General features: G+C 44.6%; 13 protein-coding genes and 1 pseudogene. 2 read left to right on the top strand and 12 right to left on the bottom strand.

Going from position 1 to position 22,019, the window contains the following annotated elements; translation table 11 throughout:
• A pseudogene (locus V202x_RS15470) lies at positions 1 to 541 on the top strand (sodium:proton antiporter); the annotation flags it as partial.
• Between the two features lie 240 nt (positions 542 to 781).
• On the top strand, positions 782 to 988 hold the full coding sequence (locus V202x_RS15475; protein WP_145176667.1) for a hypothetical protein: 207 nt from the start codon (positions 782 to 784) through the stop codon (positions 986 to 988).
• Positions 989 to 1,274: 286 nt separating this feature from the next.
• On the opposite strand, the gene V202x_RS15480 is transcribed toward V202x_RS15475, so the two are convergent.
• The 12 genes from V202x_RS15480 to V202x_RS15530 all read right to left on the bottom strand — a co-directional run bounded on the left by V202x_RS15480 (position 1,275) and on the right by V202x_RS15530 (position 21,645).
• On the bottom strand, positions 1,275 to 1,991 hold the full coding sequence (locus tag V202x_RS15480) for a hypothetical protein (RefSeq protein WP_145176670.1): 717 nt from the start codon (positions 1,989 to 1,991) through the stop codon (positions 1,275 to 1,277).
• Positions 1,992 to 2,179: 188 nt separating this feature from the next.
• Entirely contained in the window at positions 2,180 to 3,238 is a 1,059-nt protein-coding gene (locus V202x_RS15485) for a leucine-rich repeat domain-containing protein (protein ID WP_197992902.1), read from the bottom strand.
• 256 nt (positions 3,239 to 3,494) lie between these two features.
• A complete protein-coding gene (locus V202x_RS27560) occupies positions 3,495 to 3,644 on the bottom strand; it encodes a hypothetical protein (RefSeq protein ID WP_197992903.1) in 150 nt (49 codons plus the stop codon).
• 20 nt (positions 3,645 to 3,664) lie between these two features.
• Positions 3,665 to 4,369 (bottom strand): hypothetical protein, encoded by a 705-nt coding sequence (locus V202x_RS15490; RefSeq protein ID WP_145176673.1) that lies wholly within the window; start codon positions 4,367 to 4,369, stop codon positions 3,665 to 3,667.
• Between the two features lie 298 nt (positions 4,370 to 4,667).
• Positions 4,668 to 10,859 carry an RHS repeat domain-containing protein gene (locus V202x_RS15495; RefSeq protein ID WP_145176676.1) on the bottom strand — a complete coding sequence of 2,064 codons (6,192 nt, stop codon included), beginning with the start codon at positions 10,857 to 10,859 and terminating at the stop codon, positions 4,668 to 4,670.
• Positions 10,860 to 10,917: 58 nt separating this feature from the next.
• On the bottom strand, positions 10,918 to 11,628 hold the full coding sequence (locus tag V202x_RS15500; protein WP_145176679.1) for a hypothetical protein: 711 nt from the start codon (positions 11,626 to 11,628) through the stop codon (positions 10,918 to 10,920).
• A gap of 137 nt (positions 11,629 to 11,765) precedes the next feature.
• On the bottom strand, positions 11,766 to 12,590 hold the full coding sequence (locus V202x_RS15505) for a radical SAM protein (protein ID WP_145176682.1): 825 nt from the start codon (positions 12,588 to 12,590) through the stop codon (positions 11,766 to 11,768).
• On the bottom strand, positions 12,587 to 13,792 hold the full coding sequence (locus tag V202x_RS15510; RefSeq protein WP_197992904.1) for a glycosyltransferase family 29 protein: 1,206 nt from the start codon (positions 13,790 to 13,792) through the stop codon (positions 12,587 to 12,589). The genes V202x_RS15505 and V202x_RS15510 overlap by 4 nt, the downstream gene beginning before the upstream one ends.
• 124 nt (positions 13,793 to 13,916) lie before the next feature.
• A complete protein-coding gene (locus V202x_RS15515; protein ID WP_145176687.1) occupies positions 13,917 to 15,689 on the bottom strand; it encodes a glycosyltransferase family 2 protein in 1,773 nt (590 codons plus the stop codon).
• A gap of 72 nt (positions 15,690 to 15,761) precedes the next feature.
• On the bottom strand, positions 15,762 to 19,316 hold the full coding sequence (locus V202x_RS15520) for a glycosyltransferase (protein WP_232098522.1): 3,555 nt from the start codon (positions 19,314 to 19,316) through the stop codon (positions 15,762 to 15,764).
• A gap of 105 nt (positions 19,317 to 19,421) precedes the next feature.
• Complete coding sequence (locus tag V202x_RS15525) at positions 19,422 to 19,754, bottom strand: hypothetical protein (RefSeq protein ID WP_145176690.1); 333 nt, start codon at positions 19,752 to 19,754, stop codon at positions 19,422 to 19,424.
• Positions 19,755 to 20,580: 826 nt separating this feature from the next.
• A complete protein-coding gene (locus V202x_RS15530; RefSeq protein WP_145176693.1) occupies positions 20,581 to 21,645 on the bottom strand; it encodes an integrase core domain-containing protein in 1,065 nt (354 codons plus the stop codon).
• Positions 21,646 to 22,019 lie beyond the last annotated feature (374 nt).

Consider the following 22,019-nt stretch of genomic DNA (forward strand, 5'->3'; position numbering starts at 1 on the left):
TAAGGAATTAATGAACAACGGCTTTAGAACATTACTGACAGATCAAGACTGGTCTTCTGTCACGAAAGCAAAGTTGAAGGGCTTATATGCCTATTGGGGGAACCCCGTTTCAGAACACGCTGAGCGCCATCTGAATTTGACTGGTATAGGGCATCTTTTGGCAATGTCGTCGCATATTGAATTGAACGCATTAGCCGCTCAATACTTTCGATTGGAATTCGGGCCTAAGTTTATTTATAGCATTCGCAATCACCAACCACAAAATGGAAAAGCAGAAGAGAAATCGAGTTTCAAATACGGAGGGCGAATTCTATTTGATGATATGATTTCATACGAAGATCTGGAAAAACGTTTAATCGATGGTGCAGAAATCAAAACAACTTTATTGACGGAAGAATTTTCATACGATGATTATCTTGAGCAACAAGGAGAAACCCGTTTGATGTTGTTCGCCATTGATCCCAATGAAAATATTCATGTCTTCACCCCCAGCCCAGATTTTCAACCAAAAGCGAACTGGAAAATTGTTGGGTTGTCATAAAAAAGTCAATTCATATGGTCAATTTATTCAGCCGCGCGATGAGGCTCTTTAATAAATTGTGCACTTGAATCAATCGTGATGGAAGCTATCGAAAGCTAGATCCATTTTCAGTCCAGTCGTCAATTCCCCCTACTTATCCCCCCACGAATACACGTTATCAAAGCAACAGCAAAGCATTGTCAAAGCGTGGTTGAAGTAAATGGCCTTGAAAAACAGGCCTTTGTGAAGCATAAGCAAAGCATGGTTAAAGCTACTACGGTCTTCGGAACGGGAAGGGCCTCGTCCCTCTGCATAGCAAGCGGTGGTCAGTTTGCGGATGAATACCGGTTCGACAATGTCATTAATCTGCCGGAGCAAGTGATCTTGTGGAATGAACGACTCCAGATCAATGACCGTCCTAGTCCTGGGCTCAAAGACATGCAATCCCTTGCATCGGCGTCTTCATGATCGAAAACAGGGAGATTGGACAACAAAGCGAACTTGCTCATACTGCCAAACCTCTCCACAGAGCAATATCAATCACCCCTCGCTCCAATTATATCAAACCGACTTTTTCAACACGCCCGGTGGTTTTAGTGTTCGGTCGTAATAACAAGACGTTCGTCGTTTTTTTGCTCTAGGGTTAGCTCAACTGAATGTGGCCCCAATCTTCAGAAACAAGGGAGCCGAATGGGGAGCATCTATGATCGCTTTTGTTGAAGTTTTATCGCAAGGTGTTCTTATGGTGCTATATTCAGACAAGACTTACAGCTTTACTTTTCTCTAAATCGCAGAGAATCAGGTCGCATAAATCATTATAGCTATCCTCTGTGGGGAAACGATGTCCTCCCCTGATTCCTTTCTTTTCCAGTTCGCGCTTAATATCTTCGTAATCACTAATTGACATCCCCCAATCAATGTTCCAATAAACCATTCTTTCACTGGGGAGATTGTGTTTCTTCCACCATGTCTTGCAGCGTTCTTGGTAAAAAATAAACTTGAGTTTAGGAAATCTTACCAAGAGGGCAAGCAGAACTTTATCTCTTTTCTCCTCCCATTTTCGTGTCGTTACCGGATTCCAATTATCATTGAAGAGAAAATACCAGAATGTGCTGATTTTACTAAAGTCTGCCGGCCGAATATTGGGAACGTCCAGGCTATGAATCTGTGTTGCGCCAACACAATACATCGCTTCGCACTGATCTTCATAAAGTTCCAGCAACTCGGGGAAATTATTTGCTTCCGTTTTGATGGAAGATAGTTTTCCATGAAAATCTGTAAATAGAAATCGTTGCGCAATCTCTTCGCTGAAAAACAGTACTTTGCTTGCATCAAAATCTGGATGAACATCCTTTATGAATCGGCGATCAGGATTTGCAAAACGCTCTTCCAAAAGCCGATGAACATAACAAACACCTGTTAATAATATTTTACCAGTTCTTTGCAAATGCCATTGATTGCTCGACATCATTCAATCCTTTGCGAAATTATCTAGGGCTAATCGATAGACTATAAATTTAAGATTATTGACTTCATTTACATGTGAATGCAGAAAATGATACCGGTATTAAAATCTCTTAGCAGTAATGAGATCGCCCGAAGATGAGCGAGCCGAATTCTACCGGTTCGTTGAAATAAACTAGTTGTGTCGCATTAAAATCAATGATGAATCAAGCAATCGGGTATTGCTGCATTCAATTTCATCACTCCCTCTTCCGTGACTTTAGTTTTTAACAACCATAAAAGAGTTAGTCTGGTCAGCCCTTTAAGATGCACAAGTCCTGCATCACTGACTTTGGTGCTTGAAAGGTCCAATGTGGTCAGATTGGTCAGCTCTTTAAGATGCACAAGTCCTGCATCACTGATTTTGGTGTTTGCAAGGTTCAATTTGGTCAGATTGGTCAGCCCTTTGAGATGCACAAGTCCTGCATCACTGATGTCGGTCATCCCAAGGAACAATATCGTGAGATTGGTCAGTTCTTTAAGATGCACAAGTCCTGCATCACTGATTTTGGTGTTGTAAAGGTCCAATGTGGTCAGATTGGTCAGCCCTTTAAGATGCACAAGTCCTGAGTCAGTGATGTTGGTGCTTGAAAGGTCCAGTGTCGTCAGATTGCTCAGCTCTTTAAGATGCACAAGTCCTGCGCCACTGATGTTGGTGCCTGCAAGGTTCAATGTGGTCAGATTGGTCAGCCCTTTAAGATGCACAAGTCCTGCATCACTGACTTTGGTGCCTGCAAGGTCCAATGTGGTCAGATTGGTCAGCCCTTTGAGATGCACAAGTCCTGCATCACTGATGTTGGTGTACCCAAGGTCTAATGTGGTCAGATTGGTTAGCTTTTCAAGATGCACAAGTCCTGCGTCACTGATGTCGGTGTGTCGAAGGTCCAATGTCGTTAGTCTGGTCAGCTCTTTAAGATGCTCAAGTCCTGCGTCACTGATCTTGGTGCCTGCAAGGTTCAATGTGGTCAGATTGGTCAGCCCTTTAAGATGCACAAGTCCTGCATCACTGATGGTTCTGTCAGAAAAGTCATAGATCATGCTGCTAGAAAAATCGACTCGTATGACATTGCCCATGTCATCACTAATAATTATTCCCCCAAGTGCCTTGATCGAATCGGTAGCAGGTTCATCCGTCTGTCCACATCCGCTACACAACAGAAGGAAAATGAAAGTATTGAAAATACCATGATTGCTCATTGAGGAAATATTCTTCATAGAATGCCCTTCTGATGAAATATGAGATGCTCCGAACAAAAAAGCTCAAACTCAATTCTGGAATTCGAACACCGCTTTGTCAATATACTATTTCTAAGCAATAGTCATAAACCCCCACAATTACCACATGCTTTTCCATCATCAGGTCCACAAATTCGACCACGCTTGGTATTCTTAAAATATTCGCAGTTTTGATTGTGCCTCACTTTGGATGTGACATGCCCCCTTTAACCGAATCCAGAGCTTGATATACAATTCAGGTTTCTTGACCTTGCCCCCAACCTTGAGCCAGTTGGAATGTTAGAAATCTAAAGTAATCATGCCCGGCGCGCCGGGCATGATTTTTTCGCAAACTCCACTGGGGACTGAAGCCCCATCCGTTGTACGTGGAATTTTCGGTACTCATATTATCTACACCTTCTTTAGTTACTCTTTTTCTTTGTTAGCAGGTTTGATTGCCATCAGTGTAACAAGTGCGAGAACAAGGCCAATTAAACACGATGCACTGACATGCCAAAACAGGATCAGGAGAGTATCATCAGAGGTGATCAACTTTGGAGCATCTCCAAAGAGAACACGCTTTATTTCCAATTCATACCATTCACCCAATGGGCAAGCGATAGTTACAAGGCCCCCTGGAAACGAAACAAAAATCTGGTATGAAAACAACAGAATGCAAAAAGTGATCAATGAACACAATATCCAAACCGCGCTAAAACGTTTGGTTTTGATTGCCATCAGCGTAACAGGTGCGAGAACAAGGCCAAATAAACACGATGCACTGACATGCCAAAACAGGATCAGGCGAGTATCATCAGAGGCAATCGGCATTGGAGTATCCCCAAAAAGAACACGCCTTATTTCCAATTCATACCATTCACCCAATGTGCAACTGATTTGTATAAGGCCCAATGTGCCATCGACAGTTTCAAAGCCCGATGGATACGAAGCATAAATCTGGTATGAAAACAACAGAATGCAAAAAGTGATCAATGAACACAATATCCAAACCGCGCTAAAACGTTTGGTTTCGATTGCCATCAGCGTAACAAGCGCGAGAACAAGGCCAAATAAACACGATGCACTGACGTGCCAAAACAGGCTTAGGCGAGTATCATCAAAGTCGCTCATCAATTGAGTATCCCCAAAGAGAACATGCCTTATTTCCAATGCATACAAAGTGATCAATGAACACAATATCCAAACCACGCTAAAACGTTTGGTTTTGATGTGATTCAAAATCATATGTGCACCGCGCTTTCTATCCGATGAGAATATTACGAATACCTTGACAGCGAACCGTTACAATGGCAACACGTTTTATCCAATTTGATCACCATGGGCTCGCAGTGACTATGCTCTGTTGCAAGCGGGCACTTTGGCTTTTGGTTTTGTTTGAATAGTCCGACTTCGAATGTCTTTATTTGTATTATTTGTCCTGGTATTTTCCTTTTGCTATCTTTCGGGCGTCACTACACTGTTTTGCGGTCAAATTGTTCTCGTAAGGAAAAAACCAATAGCTCGACCCGGACGATGGGTGCATCAAATTGTTTACGTCGTACTCGTGAGATAGTCCTAATGCGTGACCTATCTCGTGTGCCATTAATTCTGGTTTACCGGTCTTGATAGCGACGGGATCAGAGCCAATCTTATAAGCTACTCCCTGCGGAAGATCGATTCCACGGTTTAACAAATCCCAAAATCCTGGCACAAAATGTACATCTAATTGTTTGTCTCTATTGAATTCCGTAAGAATCTCGTGCTCCGAGGGAAAGGCGGGTAGGACAGCTGATAGTGGCAGTTCGCGTCTATAGCCACCAGCATTCTTTTTTGTATCCGTGAGCGTTCCAGACCAATCAAATTTGATGCAGCATTTTTTAAAGATTTTGTTGGCCATTTCTACAGAAGCAGATGCGTGTTTTTTTTCAGCTGCACCATTCCAACGGTACACATTCAACTGCACTAATAATGTATTTGCATAGCCAGGATTGTCACAACACGAATAGCGTCCTACTCCCCTTCCACAATCTGAAAATGGCACTGATTCTTCTTTCGTACCACAACCCTTTGGCCGCACAAAGTAGTGGGTAATGGTTCCTCCCCCTCCGAAGAATGGATTAGCAATAGGGTCCCAGTCATAATCACCTTCTATGGTTTCACACCATTTACAACACTGACAAACCATCCCGCTCGGATCCACACCGTTCGGTATAAAGTAAGCCAGATACAAACCGAAACCATCAACAAACCCTAACGGATCAGTGCTGAGCCATCTTCCGATGGTTGGTTCGTAGACTCTGGCTCGGATGTAGTAGCTTTCCAACTCTGTATCGTAGTAGTAGCCGACGTTTCCTGTCCATCTGAACGGGTTAGTGGTAGTGCCGGTGGTTGTGAGTTGGTTGCCCCAGGCGTCGTACAGATAACTGTCCGTAATCGTTTCCGAGCTGTTCGTCAGATCGCGTGTGGAACCCAGTGCATCGAAATGATACCAATTCGTGATGTTGCTGCGACGTTGACTAACCAGATAACCGAATTCAAACGGGTCATTTGTGTAAACGACTTGTGTAACATTAAAATCATCGGTTTCCAGCAGTACGTTATCGCTTTCGACATCCCAAATGAAGTTATTCTTATAGCTAACTGTTTCTTTGGAAGTCCGACGATTTTCTGGATTGTAAGTCATTGTTACCAGTGCATTGGTAGGGGCCTCATAAACAGTAGGCTGATTTTCATAATTCCAAGTCGTCGTAGTGCGATTCATGCTTGGTTCAAGAACCACTTGCTGATTTCCGGCCGCATCAAATGTATAAGTCGTTCTCCCAGCTGCATCGATCTGAACAGTTAACTGGTTCGCCACATCGTATTCAAAGCGTGTTAACACGGTATCTTTTTCGTGTTTGATCCGATTGCCGGACGCATCGTAGGTAAAGGTCGCACTGTAGGAAGTGGTTCCCGTGCGATGCGTGCTGGTGAGTTGATTCGTTGCATCATAGCTATAAGTCGTGCGAGAATTGTCCGCTTCTATGATCGACACACGATTCCCGGCAGCATCATAAGTGTAACCAAAACTGTCTATCACTGAATTGTCTGACTTGCGATGCACCAGATTGACAATCTGACTGTTTGCATCATAGCTAAATGATGTTCGTGTCAGATTGGCTCGTTGAATTCCAATCTGCCGATTTTGTTCGTCATACGAGTAAGTCGTACGATCGTTTTGGGGATTGATCAGAGTGATTAATAAATTATCCGGATTATAAGTATAAGTAAACCGGCCTTCATCGGGATCGATCATTGTCGAACGATTTCCTTCAGCATCATAACTATATGTAATCGTCTTACTGGCAGGATCGGTCACCGAGACTCTCCTGGAGATAGCGTCATAAACGGTTGTAAGACGCCCCGTACTATCTTCCACTGTAGTCATCTGATTGAGCGCGTCAAAAACAAAAGTTGCTCGCGAACTATCCGGATACGCGCGCCCCGTTAGATTGTCGTTTGCATCATAGGAGTACGTCGTCCGAAAACCGCGTGGATCAATTCGTAATGTCTGACGACCTGCGGCGTCATAAGCGGATGTTGTGATACGATTTAGCGGGTCTTCCTGCTCGGTTTCCCGATTGGCTGCATCATACAGGAACGTGTTGCGATTTCCCTGAGGATCAACCAACGCTCTTGTGTTACCGACGGCGTCGTACACTGTGGTTGTTACATTTCCGAGTGCATTTTTCACTGCCGTCGGTTGGGTGGCAGCATCGTAGGTGGTGGTAGTTCTGTGCCCCAACGGATCAATGTTTACTTCAGGTTGTCCGGTCGCGTCATAAACAATCGTGGTACGGTTACCGAAGGGGTCAATGGTCACCGTGGGTTGACCATTGTCGTCGTATATTGTTGTTGTCACGTTATTTTGTGGATCAACCGACGTCACTGGTTGACCAGCAGCATCGAAGGTCGTTGTAAATCGGTTACCTTCATGATCAATGGTAGCAATCGTCTGACCGGCGGCATCGTAAACTGTGGTTGTGCGCTGATTTTCATAATTGATGGTTGCTTTGATACGATCTGCCGCGTCATAAACCATTGTTAAACGATTACCGTCCGTATTGATCGTAGCTGCTACTCGACCGGCTGCATCATAAACCGTCGTTGTTCTTTCATTGAGCGCATTGATGATCGCTTCCTCTCTCCCGGCAGAGTCGTACACGGTTGTTGTCCGATCTCCGAGTGCGTTAATCGTTGATTCGTTACGCCCCGCTGAGTCATACAAAAATGTGGTGCGATTGCCGAGAGCATCAATCGTGGCGGAAGTCCGCCCTGTCGAATCAAAAACTGTGGTGGTCCGATTACCCAGGGGATCAATGGTGGCTTCCACACGACCTAAATTGTCATAAACCGATGTGGTACGATTGCCCAATGGATCGATGGAGGCGACATTGCGTCCGGCAGAATCATAAACAGTTGTGGTTCGATTCCCCAACGAGTTCACCACTGCCTCCACCCTCCCTGCGGAATCGTAAACTGTTGTGGTTCGATTCCCCAGTGGATTGATAACAGCTTCGATTTGCCCATTAGCATCGTAAATATTCGTCGTCCGATTTCCGAGAGGATTGATGGTGGCAATCAACTGGCTCTGTGCGTCATAAACGAATGTTGTGCGGTTGCCTTCCGGATCAACGGTCGCTTCTTCGCGACCAAAGGTATCGTAGATGGTGGTTGAGATATTGCCTAAGGGGTTGATTCTGGATGTGACATTCCCTGCTTCACCATACGTTGTCGTCGTTCGATTTCCTAGCGGATCAACGGTTGCAACCACACGGCGTTCGGCATCATAAACAGTGGTGCCAATGTCACCGAGCGGATTCTCGGTAGCGACTTGATTACCCACCGAATCGTAACTAAATGTCGTACGATTCCCTGATGGATCGATGGTGGCAATAGCACGATTCTGATTATCATAAACAGTGGTCGTGATGTTACCTGCCGGATCTGTGACGCTGAATTGATTTCCATTGACATCATAACCATAAGTGGTGCGGAGGGCTGCCGGATCAATATCAACGGTCAGTCGGTTAGCCGAATCATAGACCGAGGTGCTAATTTCATTCGCAGGATTGGTGACGCTGATTTGATTGTTATTTCCATCATAGCTGTAGGTGGTGCGATTTCCGAGAGGGTCGACCATTGCTTCGACGTTGCCAGCAGTATCATAGATTGTGGTCGTTGTATTACCGGCTGGATCTGTGGTTGACGTGCGACGACCCATGTCATCATAAGTGTAAGTGGTTCGGTTACCAGCAGGATCTATTTCTGCAGTGACTTCATCGCAGGCAGGGCAATCACGCACATAAGTCGTCACCAAATTTTCCGGAGAGGTTTCTGTCTCGACACGACCCGCACTATCATAGGTGTAGGTTGTGCGTTTTCCATTGGGAGTCACTCGGGCGGAAAGATTTCCCAGTGTGTCATAGACATAGGTGTTTCGTTGACCAAGGGGATTGACATTCGCAATAATTCGACCGGAGGAATCATACACGGCTGTGTAAATATTTCCGAGTGCATCAGCCAGTTGAGTTCGATTTCCATTTGCATCATAAGTAAGCGTTGTCCGGTGCCCTGCCTGGTCAACGACAGTTGAAACCTTTCCCGCAGCATTATAAGTATAATCAAAACTGTTACCACCAGCATCGGTAAATTGTCCCATTCGCTTGGTTCGATTAGATTGCATGCTATAAGTGACCGTATTTCGCGCTCCATTGGGGTGAACCATTGCCACCAGACCATCGGTGTCCCAGATCCATTCGGTTGTAGAGCCGGAAGGAAGGATTCTCTTTGTACGTCTCCCTTCACTGTCAAACATCAGTGTCGTTCTATTACCATCAGGATCGGTAATAACATTGGCCCCGGATGCATAAGTCAGTGTCGTATTGTTTCCTGCTGGACGTTCGATGTGCGTGACACGTCCTTCAGTATCGTAAGTATAAGTCGTGCGATCCGCATTCGGCGCGACATAGGCAGTCAGCCGGTGGTTGGCATCGTAATTCATCTCGACGCTGGTGCTGTCAGGGCGGATGATTTCCGTCAGATTGCCGCTGGGGTCAACTGTATAAGTTGTGACACGATTTACTGGATCGGTAATTGTTCGTATCTTGTTATTATTGTCATAACTGTAGGTCACTACTCTGCCAGTGGGAGCAACCGCCGTCGTGAGCAGATCGTTTGCATCATGTGTGAAAGTCCAGATATCTCCCGTGGGACTCACGATTTTTTCCATCAAACCATCGGCATTATAATGTTTTTCAAAGCCGTTGACGGGAGTCTCTTTCCAGCCACCACCGGAGAGTTCCTGGAGTGCACTGGAAGCATTATTGGGGGCCAGATAATCACCATTGACATCTTTGTCGGTATAGAAAAAAGTCCCCCCCAGACCATTGTTAAGCACAGCCGAAGTTCCAGCGGGACTGACTCGGGAGGAATGGTAATTGTCGACACCATACCCAAACGGACTCTCGTAGCTCGCCCGCAGTGAATTATACCTGAGAGTTGGCTGAACATCCTGTGGTCCTGACTTGGGAGTTCTCCAGGTATCAAACAAGTTGCCAGTAAGCGGAGAAGCGGCAGGTGAACTAGGGCCTGTGCCAGAAACACCACTATTACAGGAGCCAGCAGGTATATTACTATAATCATCCCCGGCTTGTATAACCGTGTTATCATAGGGAGAAATCTGCGGCTCTCCGTTGAGATTGCAACCACATCCTGAAGAAGTACATCCACATGGGCCGCATGCATCGTCATCGCCTGTGTCATCCTCGCCCGTTGTTCCTCCAGGGGGGCAAGAATCAGTTACATTGGCAGTTACTTCAAGTGTTCCCGTCCAGAGTGAGCTGTCATCCTCCACACACAAAATCTCCAGAGGAATTACCTTTTGGGTATCCAGATCGATTTCGACTTCACAGCCAGGTGATTTTTCTACGGAATCGACCTTCCACTTCATCTCAGAACAGGAACCAGAGCCTAATTCCGCATTCAACTTTGATTTTACTCCCTCATTATTCTGGACTGCCGCAAATTTGGTTTCAGTTTGCTTAGTGGCATTCTCGACAACAACAACTTCTGTGACGGACGGACAGTTTCCACCACTCCCACTGCTGCTACCACCGACTCCCATCATCATCGGATTGTTTTCTGGTTCCGGTGTGAGAGGAATATAAAATGATTCTTGTAACGCTGTGGCAGTGATTGGTTCAACATCAATGCTGTCCGGCCAACGCGCACCGGCAATCACTTGAGACTGTTTTTTAGTATCCATACTGAGCTTGAGGACTCCGCTGAATACTTCAATGTTGTTCGCACTCCACACAGGACCATCAATTCCTCCATTCATTTTCACCTGGGCTGCAAAACGACCATTGCTTTGCAGTGAGACCCAGAGGTCGACTCGATTTAAATCACACATCTTCGGGAAATTGATCTCCCAACAACATTGTTTGGGACTTCGTTCAATGAGGTCGAGTATGTAATCACCCGTGAATGCGTCCGCTACGTCGCAGCCAGCGGGAGTGACACGGTCCAAGGAAAGGAGGATTTGATCTGAAACTCGTAAATGCCATTGTTGATTCGACATGATTATGATCCTTCATTAAAAATCGTAAATTGAAATAATGTATTCGTTTTTTAGGTCGTCAGTATTGCGCGACCCCTGTAACATCAATTTTTTCACAAAATTCGCGAGCACGCCGTCGCCCACGGTTAGAACCACGCATCCAAATCGTTGATGTATCACCAATATGTTGTGCGAGGCTGGGTGTATGTACGAAGTAATTCAGCTCGGAACGCTGACACCACAGTCCTACCACGGAGTCGATATTTCTCATCCCCTCAGCAGGCCCAAAACCACGGTGATTCAACACCAGGAGGTCACTTAGGAATTTACGGGCAGAAGAGTTGGGAAAGATGTACGCGAGTGCTCCCCAATTGTCCCACCCATGATTTTCGAGATGAAACCCTTCCGATTTCTCATTTGCATAATGGCTTGGACAATAAATCGAAACGACACCGACTTTTCGGGCAGGCCAAAGGCGTTGTTCCAGATATCCACGCAGCCCACTGGCAAATAAAACATCGTCCTGACACAGAAAATAGGCTTCTGCTAAAGGCTGGCGTAACACCAGTTCTGTTAGGGCCAGATACCAATTCGGGAAAGCCCCCAAAGTCTCATCGCGTAAAGAGATTGGTAGAGACTGAGCTGCCCCCGGAATCTCGGTCTCTGGTTCTACAAAAAGTCGAGGTTCGTTCCATCCAGCATCAGCCAGGCTATGAATACTTTGTTCCAAAGTTGGAAGTTTACGTGGTGCGGTGGTCATCCCGACTGCCCACAGTGATACGCTTGTCATCAATGTCCCCTGAACGCTCCTTCTAATTGAGTCACCTAATTACTCCTGCCTCAGTGCAAACGTTTCGGTTTGTAAAACATGGTTTTCAATCTCACATATATGTTCCAAGTCCTTTAAAATTCGTGTTGTCTCTTAAATCAAAGTGAATTGGGCTCAGCAACAACGGGAGCCATTTTCTCTCTTACCAACGGCGAAGGAATCTTAAAATACCGATGGTGTGCCGGGCACATCGAACATGCTGCTTCTACTCTTGTTTTGAAGAATTTTTCCAGTTCTTCATCTGAGCACTCCGGATGCAGAGGTCGATACGCCAAATATTGATCCCAGACAGCAGGAAGACGATACTTGCGGTCCATCAAATTTAAATAAGCCAGCTGAGGGCACTTCCAAATTTTTCCTTCATGAATCTGTGGACAATGTTTTGCCACACAGATTTTGTAGCTTTCTTCCGGATTCCCATCGTTGAACGGCACCATCTCAGAACCAAAACCCTCAAATGTCGTTCGCCATTTGGCCGCTGAGGGCCGAAATGTTAATTTAAAACTATATTGCTTTTTCCATTCTTCAAGCAGCTTTCTGACAGGAATCAATTTTTCGGTATATTCAGCTCCGTCATGATGAACTGAAATGTCTAATTCACAGCCTGTCTGCTGCAACACGCGAGGAAGCCCCGGGTGATTTTTCAGAAAAAAACCATTTGAAATCAATCGTAGTTTAGAAAACGGCCACTGTTTTCTGCACTCGCGCACGATTTGCACCAATTGCTTATTGAGCGCAGGCTCTCCCCCTAATATTGAAAATACTTTGGGTTGAATACGCCCGCTCCACTGCATCATTTGATCAACGATCTCTTCGAATGGAACGTTCTTACCGATTCTCTGGTCGCTAAAATGTGAGCAACTCTTACAAGACAAGTTACAAGCATAGCTTGCGTGGATTTCCAAATTCGGTATTTCTATCATTGATCAATCCTTCGAATGTATCCTTCTGCTTCCCATTCATTCAACAACAACCGCTCAGTTTCGTAATCATGATATTTTTTAAATACCTGGTCTTTATCGTAATAGTATCCGGATACGAATTTATCTGCTGAACCAAATCCTGCCACATGAACCGGTGGTCCCCAACGATCAACGGCATTGGCAATTGTGACCACACCGGTAGTCAGACACTCAACGCGTTGTCGATCCGTGTTATAACGACCAAAGTTTTTTAGAATATAGTGACCACAAATCTTCTGCGTGCTTTTGATATTGTGAAGCCGTTTGCAAGTTTCTTCGTAAAGAGACTCGTCACCAGAATATCTTGGCCACACTTCTGTGTAAGCTGAGCAATCTTTAGGGCCTGATTCATCTAAAATATCGATAGCACCACGTACACAGACGATCGACCAATGAGTTGTGCGCGACCCCGCCGATTCTTCGAACCCTTCTGTTCGATAAAAGTTACTCCGCACGACGACGTCATGATCATCGATTAACCAACCAATTTTTCTATCTTTCAGATTTGATGCATTACCCACGACAACAACGCTTGGTCTTTCGATATCTTCCGGCCAGTCAATATCGACTGTATCCTTCCAATCAACTTCCAACACATCCACATCACCAAAAAGGCAATCAGATTGATCCATCATCTGAGGGTAACGCATCGCAAATAATGCCCCCGTTAACAACCACTGAGGATCGTCTTTTAACTCCTGGCTAAACGGTGGCGTCCCATCGACAGACATAGCTCTGTTGAAAATATTCCCGGTTTTGTCAACCATAAACTCCGATGGCAATCGCGCTCCTGCGTAAACACTGTCAGAGCGTTTCAGTTTTTCAACTGCTTCTTTAATCAGGCCTGGTCTACGAATCGGAGAGGTGCATTGCAACAGAATCAAATGGGTTTGCAATTTTTCAGCCGCCCACTGGGCAACACTGATAATCTTAACTTCTGGTGCTGTAAGCTCAGTCGGTTCGTCGAGAACAGCAGCACCGCATTGGCATGAGTATGCTGCAATCTCACTACAATCAGTAATCACAATCGGTTGAAACCCCTCCTGCTGTGCATACTCAATAGACCATAGGATTAAAGGTTTTCCTCTCCAGTCGATCATGTTTTTGCCGGGAATCCTCATGCTTCCTCCCCTGGCTGGGATGATGACTGATATGCTATCCATCAAAGAGCCTCTATCCATGTAGAACAAAAATGTCTGATTCCATTTGTTTTAGAGTTCGTATCAAGACAAAAAAATTAACGTGTATAATACGTCCCCTGTCTTTGCCGAATTTTCCCTTGCATCACTACCGATGATTCTTGTGTTCGTTGATCACCTCTGTTTCTTTTGAGCCATCCAAAACAGCATCTCCGTAAAGACCCAAATCGTTGTTATGGGTAGAAGATTGAAACCAGCCCTCAGGATGAGCGACCACAACTTTTGTGTAGGAATGGTTGTAAGACAGCTTGAAAATGGCAATATCTTCCATATCAGGCATGTCCATGTCATCCATAGACATTTTGATGTCATCCGTGTGAAAGGCGATCGCGCCTGTTCCAAGAATATCGACGAATGTGTCTTTGGGTACTGCTTTCCTGGCATCAAGAACCGTGCGATCTTTGTAATAGTTTGTGATCTTGCCTGGTTTCAAAATATTGCCATGAGCGCCGACAAGGCATTTGTAACGGTCAATGGCTGTACTCATTACCTGGACGTAATCAGAGGGATAAACCAAATCATCGTCACAAGTAAAGATATACCCCGTAATTTTGTCTGCCCAAAAAAACTTGGTGGACCCTTTCCGACGATTGTCGCCAAAGATCAATTCAATTTTGTCGTTCTTCAAAAAATCGGGAATATGTTTAAAATTGTTTAAATAGATTTTAATCGAATCAACTTGATCGATGAGCGAGTTCAGAGTCGCCTCAAGTGCGTAGACACGTCGAGGTATGGTTGCGATACAAGCCGTCTTCCTGCCCTCTCGCAAAAAACTCACAGGCGGGAGTTGTTCAAACACATCTTTACAAGCATGTAAATTACCAAATGCAGTCGGATCGATTTTTTTCTGGGACTTCCAGAGGTTGTATCTTTTCACACTGGCTTTTGTAACGGCATCTCTTTCAAAAGACTTGAGGCCAAATCGTGTGTCACTATTGGACAGACTATTGCTGCAAACCCTTCTCAACGCAGTAATCTCTTTCGAAATGTGAAGTTTGATATTGAAATCACTCGGGAACTGCAACCGTTGAGAAAATTCTGTATCCGCTCCACAGAACATGCTGCCATCAAAACCATTTAGATCGCGAAACGTTTTCTTTTTGATCACCATTGTTCCATTGATGATCCGTGGGTAAGGGATACAATCCGGTCTTGCACCAGAATCAATTACCGGCACTCTCTCAACAATTGTTGCATTTCTTGTGTTATGATTTTCAAGAGGATTTAAAAATTGCTGCATCGAAGAACCGTAAACATCAGCTTCATTTTCTTTCAAGGCAGAAAGTGCTTTCTCAAAATGAGTCGGCAGAATAATGTCATCAGAATCGACAATCCCAATAACGTCCGAAACCATGTGATAAAAAAGGCCATTGGCAATCGCATAAGGACCGCTATTCTTTTTTGTTTTATGCCATCGAATATTTAGTAGATGACCATATCGCCGCTTTAGTTCCGCATCATCTTCTCGTGAGCAGTCATTGACTAAATGAACGAAGGGTTTCACATTTGTTTGCCAGAGAATGGAGTCAATTGTTTGAGGAACTAAGTGCAGGTTTCGAAAGTAGGGCACGAAGACATCTAGGTCATAGCGAGTTTGCTCTGCATTGTTCGCTTCAAGTCTTGCCAAATGGGCTAAAGACTTATTACGGTCTCTACAATTGACACAACTCGCGATGCCGTTTTTCTTTAAACTTCCTTTCGCAATACATTTTTTGTGAATACGGCATTCATACACAGGGAGCACTTGTTTGCCTTGGCGAGTCTGTGGTACCGATGCTGTACCAATCACATCTCCCCGATGAATACAACTAAAACTGGGAAAACGTGATATTTTATTCGCTGATGAAATCAAAGTTGACATCAATTACTTTCCCTCATTTGTATGGTATTTCTTGTTAACGAATTAGAGTCTTTGATAATTCGATAAAATGTTTCATGCCGTTGAGTGCGTTGCAGCAGACAACGGACCATCCAATACATCTTCCTGATTAATCTGTGGATGTTGGTTAAGTGCATTCATCAATTTCAGCATTCCTTTTTCATCCTTAAGATGCTGGTACATCTCAGCCAATCCGCGCCAGGCGGGAATGAAATTTGGTTCTTCTTGAGTGATCTGTTCCCAAACACTGGCAGCTTCCCGCCAACGCTTTTTATCTGCTAACACAACAGCGAGATTGTGATAGGTTTTGAAACCGAAAATGCCTTGATCGGTACTAGAAAAATGGCGGTCGGAGTTGTGGTCAAGTATTGACCGATAAGCTGTTTCTGCTTCGTCCAAGCGACCGAAATGATGGTGTAGCATGGCACTTCGGAACAGCAACTCGGGGTCGTCAGGGTAAAAACCAAGCCCATGCTGACAGATTTTCTCTCCATCTGAATGACGTGAAAGTCGCTGTAAGGAACTGACCAATAACGCGTATGCTTTCCGGACATGAGACTCCTGTGGTGAAGAAACTTCCAGACAACGCTCCAAATGGCGAATTGCTGTTTCGTACTGATTCGCATCGGCATAGGTCATACCAAGATTGAATAAGACGAAGGGGTGATCAGGACGGTCATCGAGATCGAGATGCAGTAGTCGGAAATCTCGTTCCAACTTGCGTTGCTGTCCCTGCTCCGTTTGATCACTGCCCGAGTGCGTAACAAAAATATCTGTCCAAGCAACATCCCCGTTTGCTCTACGGATTGCAGGAATGATTTGTTCATGAATTCGATGCTCAAACTGTAAATCAGGACGATTGCGAAATAGCTTGATGTGGTCTACTACCGTCATGTCTTGATGCTGACCGTTTGCAGAATTGGTCGGGCAATGTACTTGCATCACATAACCAAGAATATTTTCCTGATGCGAACGATCAATAAGTTCCCGCAGTTTACAGCCTTGTTCTTCGCTGATGGTATCGTCGGAATCCATCCAGAAGAGCCAATCACCGGTGGCATGTTTCAATGACTTATTCCTGGCAGCGGAAAAATCATCGCACCAGGGAAAATGAAATACCTGGGCACCAAGCTCTCCTGCGATTTCCGGAGTGCGGTCCCGTGAACCGGTATCGACCACAATCATTTCATCAACCCACGGTTTGATACTACTAAGGGCATCATGAATCGTTCGTTCGTTATCTCGCACGATCATACAGAGTGAAAGCCGTGAGCAATGATCTTGATTTGGAGTAGTATTTTGAGTTGCCCACTTGTTTTCATACTTCTGTTGGTTTTCTTGCATCAATTTGCTGAAGTTGACTCCAGTGGCTTTGAAAGTCACGCTGGCAAAATGATGTATAAAAGAGGCTTCTGCCACTACCGTCCGAAAGCCGACTGCCTGAGCTCGGCGGCAGAAATCATCATCTTCAAAATTACCCATGCCAAATTGTTCATCGAATCTACCAATTTGCTCGATCACCTCACGCTTGATTAACATGCAAAACCCTACCAGCCGATCAAGATCGGTCACAGAACCGGACAATGCATTACCTCGATCCCAGGCAAAACCGTCCAGTTCGTTGAGTTGCAGGTAATCAACGGGCACTTGCTGAGGTCCGCTAATGTTGTTGGAACAGGGACCAACTAAACCAATTGTTTTATCACTTTCCAGCGCATCAAGCATGTGACGTAACCAGCCAGTGGTAACAATGGTATCATTGTTGAGCAAAAGAACGTTGTCTCCTTGTGCTGCTTCAATTCCCTGGTTGACGGCAGCTGGGAAACCACGATTCTCTTCATTGAGAATGACGGTCGCGCCTGCGATGCTTTGCAGATATTCTGGTGTACCGTCAGTCGACCCGTTATCGATAAAAATCAACTCATACGGTTCACCAGTTCGTAACTGAATACTCTCAACACACTGGTGCGTGTAAGAAAGTTGATTATGAGTGACGACAATGATCGATGTAAGTTTGTCTTCACGACGTTTAGCTGGAACCGCTCGCAAGAGGTACTGGTAAGTAAAGAACTCATTTGCCTCTGCCTCAGTTTTTGCTGTCACCTGTAAACCTGAAATGTTGAGCTGCCTGACATCCCCACTCTGTTTGCGATCTTCATCCCCAGGACCGCAAACAGACTGTATTTGATCTACATTAAAACCAGTGCGAAAAAGCAGTTTTTCCATTTCTCTACGGGTAAAAAATCGGACATGATCATCATCAAGCAATCCTGCAGATTCGTAAGTCCAATTACCTGCTAATAATGATGTGATCACACTATGGTGTCTCACGTTAGGAATACTGATGACAAGCGAACCGTCTGAGCTCAGCCAACTTCGTATTTTTTTGAGTAGGTCACCCGGCTCGCGTAGATGTTCCAGGATGTCCGCGCAAACAATACAGTCAAACTGATTCTCTGGAAAATGAAAATCGACATCTGCAACGTTTTGTATGACGACCTTGTCCAATCGTTTTTTGGTTTGATTGGCGGCAGTCTCATCTAACTCAATTCCGGTTACATGACACTTCTGCCGTTCTTTCAATCCTTCACCCAGCCGTCCGGTCCCACAGCCGATATCTAAGATTCGTTTTGCAGAAAGTGGGACTAGTGCCTGAACTTCCGGACGAGAAAATTCAAAATAGGAACGACTTTTGAAGGGACGTGCAGCTGAGTCCGGAGAGAGAACTCTCTGAGAGACCAACGACTTTGAAGTAGGAGATTTATCAGACATTCCTTCGACAGTATTGAGAATCTCCTGCATCCGATTTCGATAGGTATGATGTGCTAGAACCTCTGTGTAACCGGCCGAAGCAATGTGTTTCCGTTCCTCAGCATGCTTCAAATAATGATCAATGACTTTGATTAACTCGTCTGCATCGCGATACGTAACCAAATGCTTTTTGTTCTGAAATAACGTGGACAATCCATTCTCGCTCAAATCATTTGTAATCAACAATGCCCCGCTGGCGATCGTTTCGAAGACTCGCATGTTGATATCATTCTTCAAACTGCGATTGAAAACGATTTTCGCCCCAGAGTAAATGGTTGACATCTCGCGGTAATCAGCTTGGCCAAAATAAGAATGGGGATATTTTTCTGACAAAAGTTTCAATAACTTGTCACGCTCTCCTGGAAAAGAATTTCCCACAAAACTGAGATCGTATTGAGCCGCAACCTTCTTCCGACCATGAATTTCAGGATCACAGGCCAATGGTAACCACTGCGCATTTTCAATTCCGGCTTGTTGCAGTTGATCCGCACCATCCCGCTGAGCCGTAAATACAAAATCAAACAATTGTGACCGTTGTAGCGCCCAATCAAAGTCTAGGTGTGTATCAATGGCCCAATAAGCACTACGACACTTGAAGGTTGGAAGTCGATAACGCAATCCGTCATCAATATGTAATACCAGATCAAATGAGGCAAAATCACTATTTGCTAATTGCTCTGGGTGAAAATGCGTCACATCCGCAAGCTCTTGCAACGCACGTAAACAATACAATCCTGTTGTTTCAGGACGGGTGATGTGATCGAATATAATTGCGATTTTTTCTTGTCGATTCAACATATTCAGTTTTCCATTTGTGTCGTTATTTGAGCTAGATATATGGAGAAAACCACTCTGAGACATTACCTTGGATATCAACGGTTTTGTACAACATTTTCGATACACTTATGGTGGATGCATCGCTATGCTGTTTTCTGTTTCTTCATGACGTTCTCCACCAGAGACACAATCATCAGAAGAACTTGGCCATCGATTAAGAGGACAGACCTCCGATCGCCAGCGGGCTTTGCGAGCCAGTTTGCAACCACAATTCATTTCGAGGCAGACCATTCTGCCAAGATCACAGGAGGCACAAGACCGGCAAATTTCTAAACGTCGTTGATATGTAATATCACTAACCTTTTGCCCTCCATCTCTCACATGTCGGGTAACTGCTTTGGCTAAATTGATCACTCTTCGTCCCAGAGGTGGTCCTTGTTGTTCTTTTTTCGCTGCCATAGTTCGACTCACTAGATTATGCAGGGGCTTCAATGGGTCAACATAAAACCAAGAGTTTTGGCAAAAGCATTACTTCAGCTTGAACACTACATGACTCTGATAAAGTAATCAGACATGCGAATTGTTCTCGAAAACACTACTGACCACCATTAATCTCAGAGGCTCAAAGCCGTCACTGATAAACTGAGACAGTTGGCAGGAACGTGTGTGTTTCAAGAGGTTCAGCAGCAGAGCAATACATTGCCGTATAAATACGGAGAACCATAATGTCGCTTGCAGAAAGCGCGTCGGTAAATACAAAGTGCGCAGCACGAATGCAGAAGAGACCACGTCCATCTCAAGTCCTTTCTGAGAGGAAACCAAAAGAATTGAACCGAATTTGAATTCAAGACGTGGGGAAATTAGCCCGCAAAGAGTTGTGGCCGCTTGATCAACTCAAAAATGACCATGTCTTGCGTTATGTTCATGCTAACTATACTAATAACAGTAATGCAAACAAAAATTTGCTATATACAAATTTTTATAAAAATAATGATCAAATCATTAATATTTACAATAGTTCTCTAAAATTACTGATTCAATATATACAATTCAAAAAGTACTCTGACATCAGAGTCATTTCAGGATCATGCCTTGATGCTTGTTCTGAACCATTCGATTCATCAAGCATTCAGGCAAAAAGCTGTTTTAGTAACACAGCACACTAAATTACAATCTTCTAAGACTGTCGCACGTTGTGGTTCACTGTCAGCGGCCACAAGAATATCAGCTAATGGCGCACCACGAAGCGTGCGGTTGAACAATTGAAATCTCGCCCCCGACCACTTTAAGCCGCTTTCCGCTCAAATGATTTTACTAAACCACCAATGTGTGAAATTACTTGGACTTCACCCAGTGATAATTTCTCTACTTCTTCTGGAAGTTCTCGAATTGGTGGGAGATGGTCTCGTGCTGTGTGCGAGCGTCGCGTGTTGTAGTACTTTGTAAAATCGGAAACCAGATGATCCAGATGTTGTTTGCCGAAAATGATAAACTTTTCCAGGCATTCCAACTTGATCGTTTCAATGAATCGCTCACATCTTCCATTCAGATTCGGAGATGCTATCGGAAGCGGACTTGTCTTGATACCGGATTGCTGCAACGTCTCAGTGAATTCTTTCGTGTATTTTCCATCCCGGTCGTGAATGATCATTGTTGGTTTAGTTTCTCGCCCCCTGCTCCGCTCAATGAATTTCTGAGTTTGTTCACAAACCCAGGCTGAGTTGGGATGTTCGGTGGATTCGGTGACAATTGCTTCTCGTGTTTGTAAATACAGAAAGACCATCACATACAGATCACGGACTCCCTTGGTCGTCACAGATTTGACCGAGAAGAAGTCACAACCCCAGAGAGTTTCACCGTGCCTCTTAAGAAATTCGTTCCACGAGTCTGAAGTTCGGTCAGGACCGGGTTCAATCCCCTCTTCCTTCAAGATATTTCGTACAGTCTGTCGGCTAATTTTTTTGATACCCAGTTTCCGAAGCTCTCCAATAATGCGGGTGTAACCGAAACCAGTTTCAATGGCGATTTTGATGACTAACTCACGAATCTCCTGAGGCTTCCTTTTACCGCCTTTAGAATTTTTAGGCTTGGGTCTGCCATTCTTGCCATTCCGAACCCACCGGACAAATGTCGCTGGACTGACTATTGAAATCAGTTCCTCAATGGCTCGACCAAGAACCTTTCCATATTTCAACAGAGTTTGGCGTTCTTCATAAGTTGTATGGATTTGCTTCGGCAGTCTGGAACGCAGAATCGCATTCTCATGTTTGAGGTATTCGACATATTTCGCCAATTCATTATCGGTAGCTGAGGCAATTAATACCAATAGTGGGTGGAATATTTTGCTCATGGATGTATTGTAAGTATGTGGTCATTGTGGAAGCGGTTACACATTCGTTTTACCCCACTGGAAGGCTGAGAGAAAACAAAAATTCAACCCTAAAACATGAGATTTTAAACCACTTTCAGATGAGCTGATTAAATACCATAGATTGCCTGATCAGAACTTTGAAGAAGCCTTCGAACTTCGAACCTTTAGTCGGCCCACTTGAGAATTCCCCCCACTAATACGCATTATCAAAGCAAAAGGAAAGCATTGTCAAAGCGTGGTTGAAGTAAAAGGCCTTGAAAAACCGACCTTTGCGAAGCATAAGCAAAGCATGGTTAAAGCTATTACGGTCTTCGGAACCGGGGGGGACTCCCGAGTACTCCATAAATGAGTTC

The organism is Gimesia aquarii, assembly GCF_007748175.1.
Lineage (GTDB): Bacteria > Planctomycetota > Planctomycetia > Planctomycetales > Planctomycetaceae > Gimesia > Gimesia aquarii_A.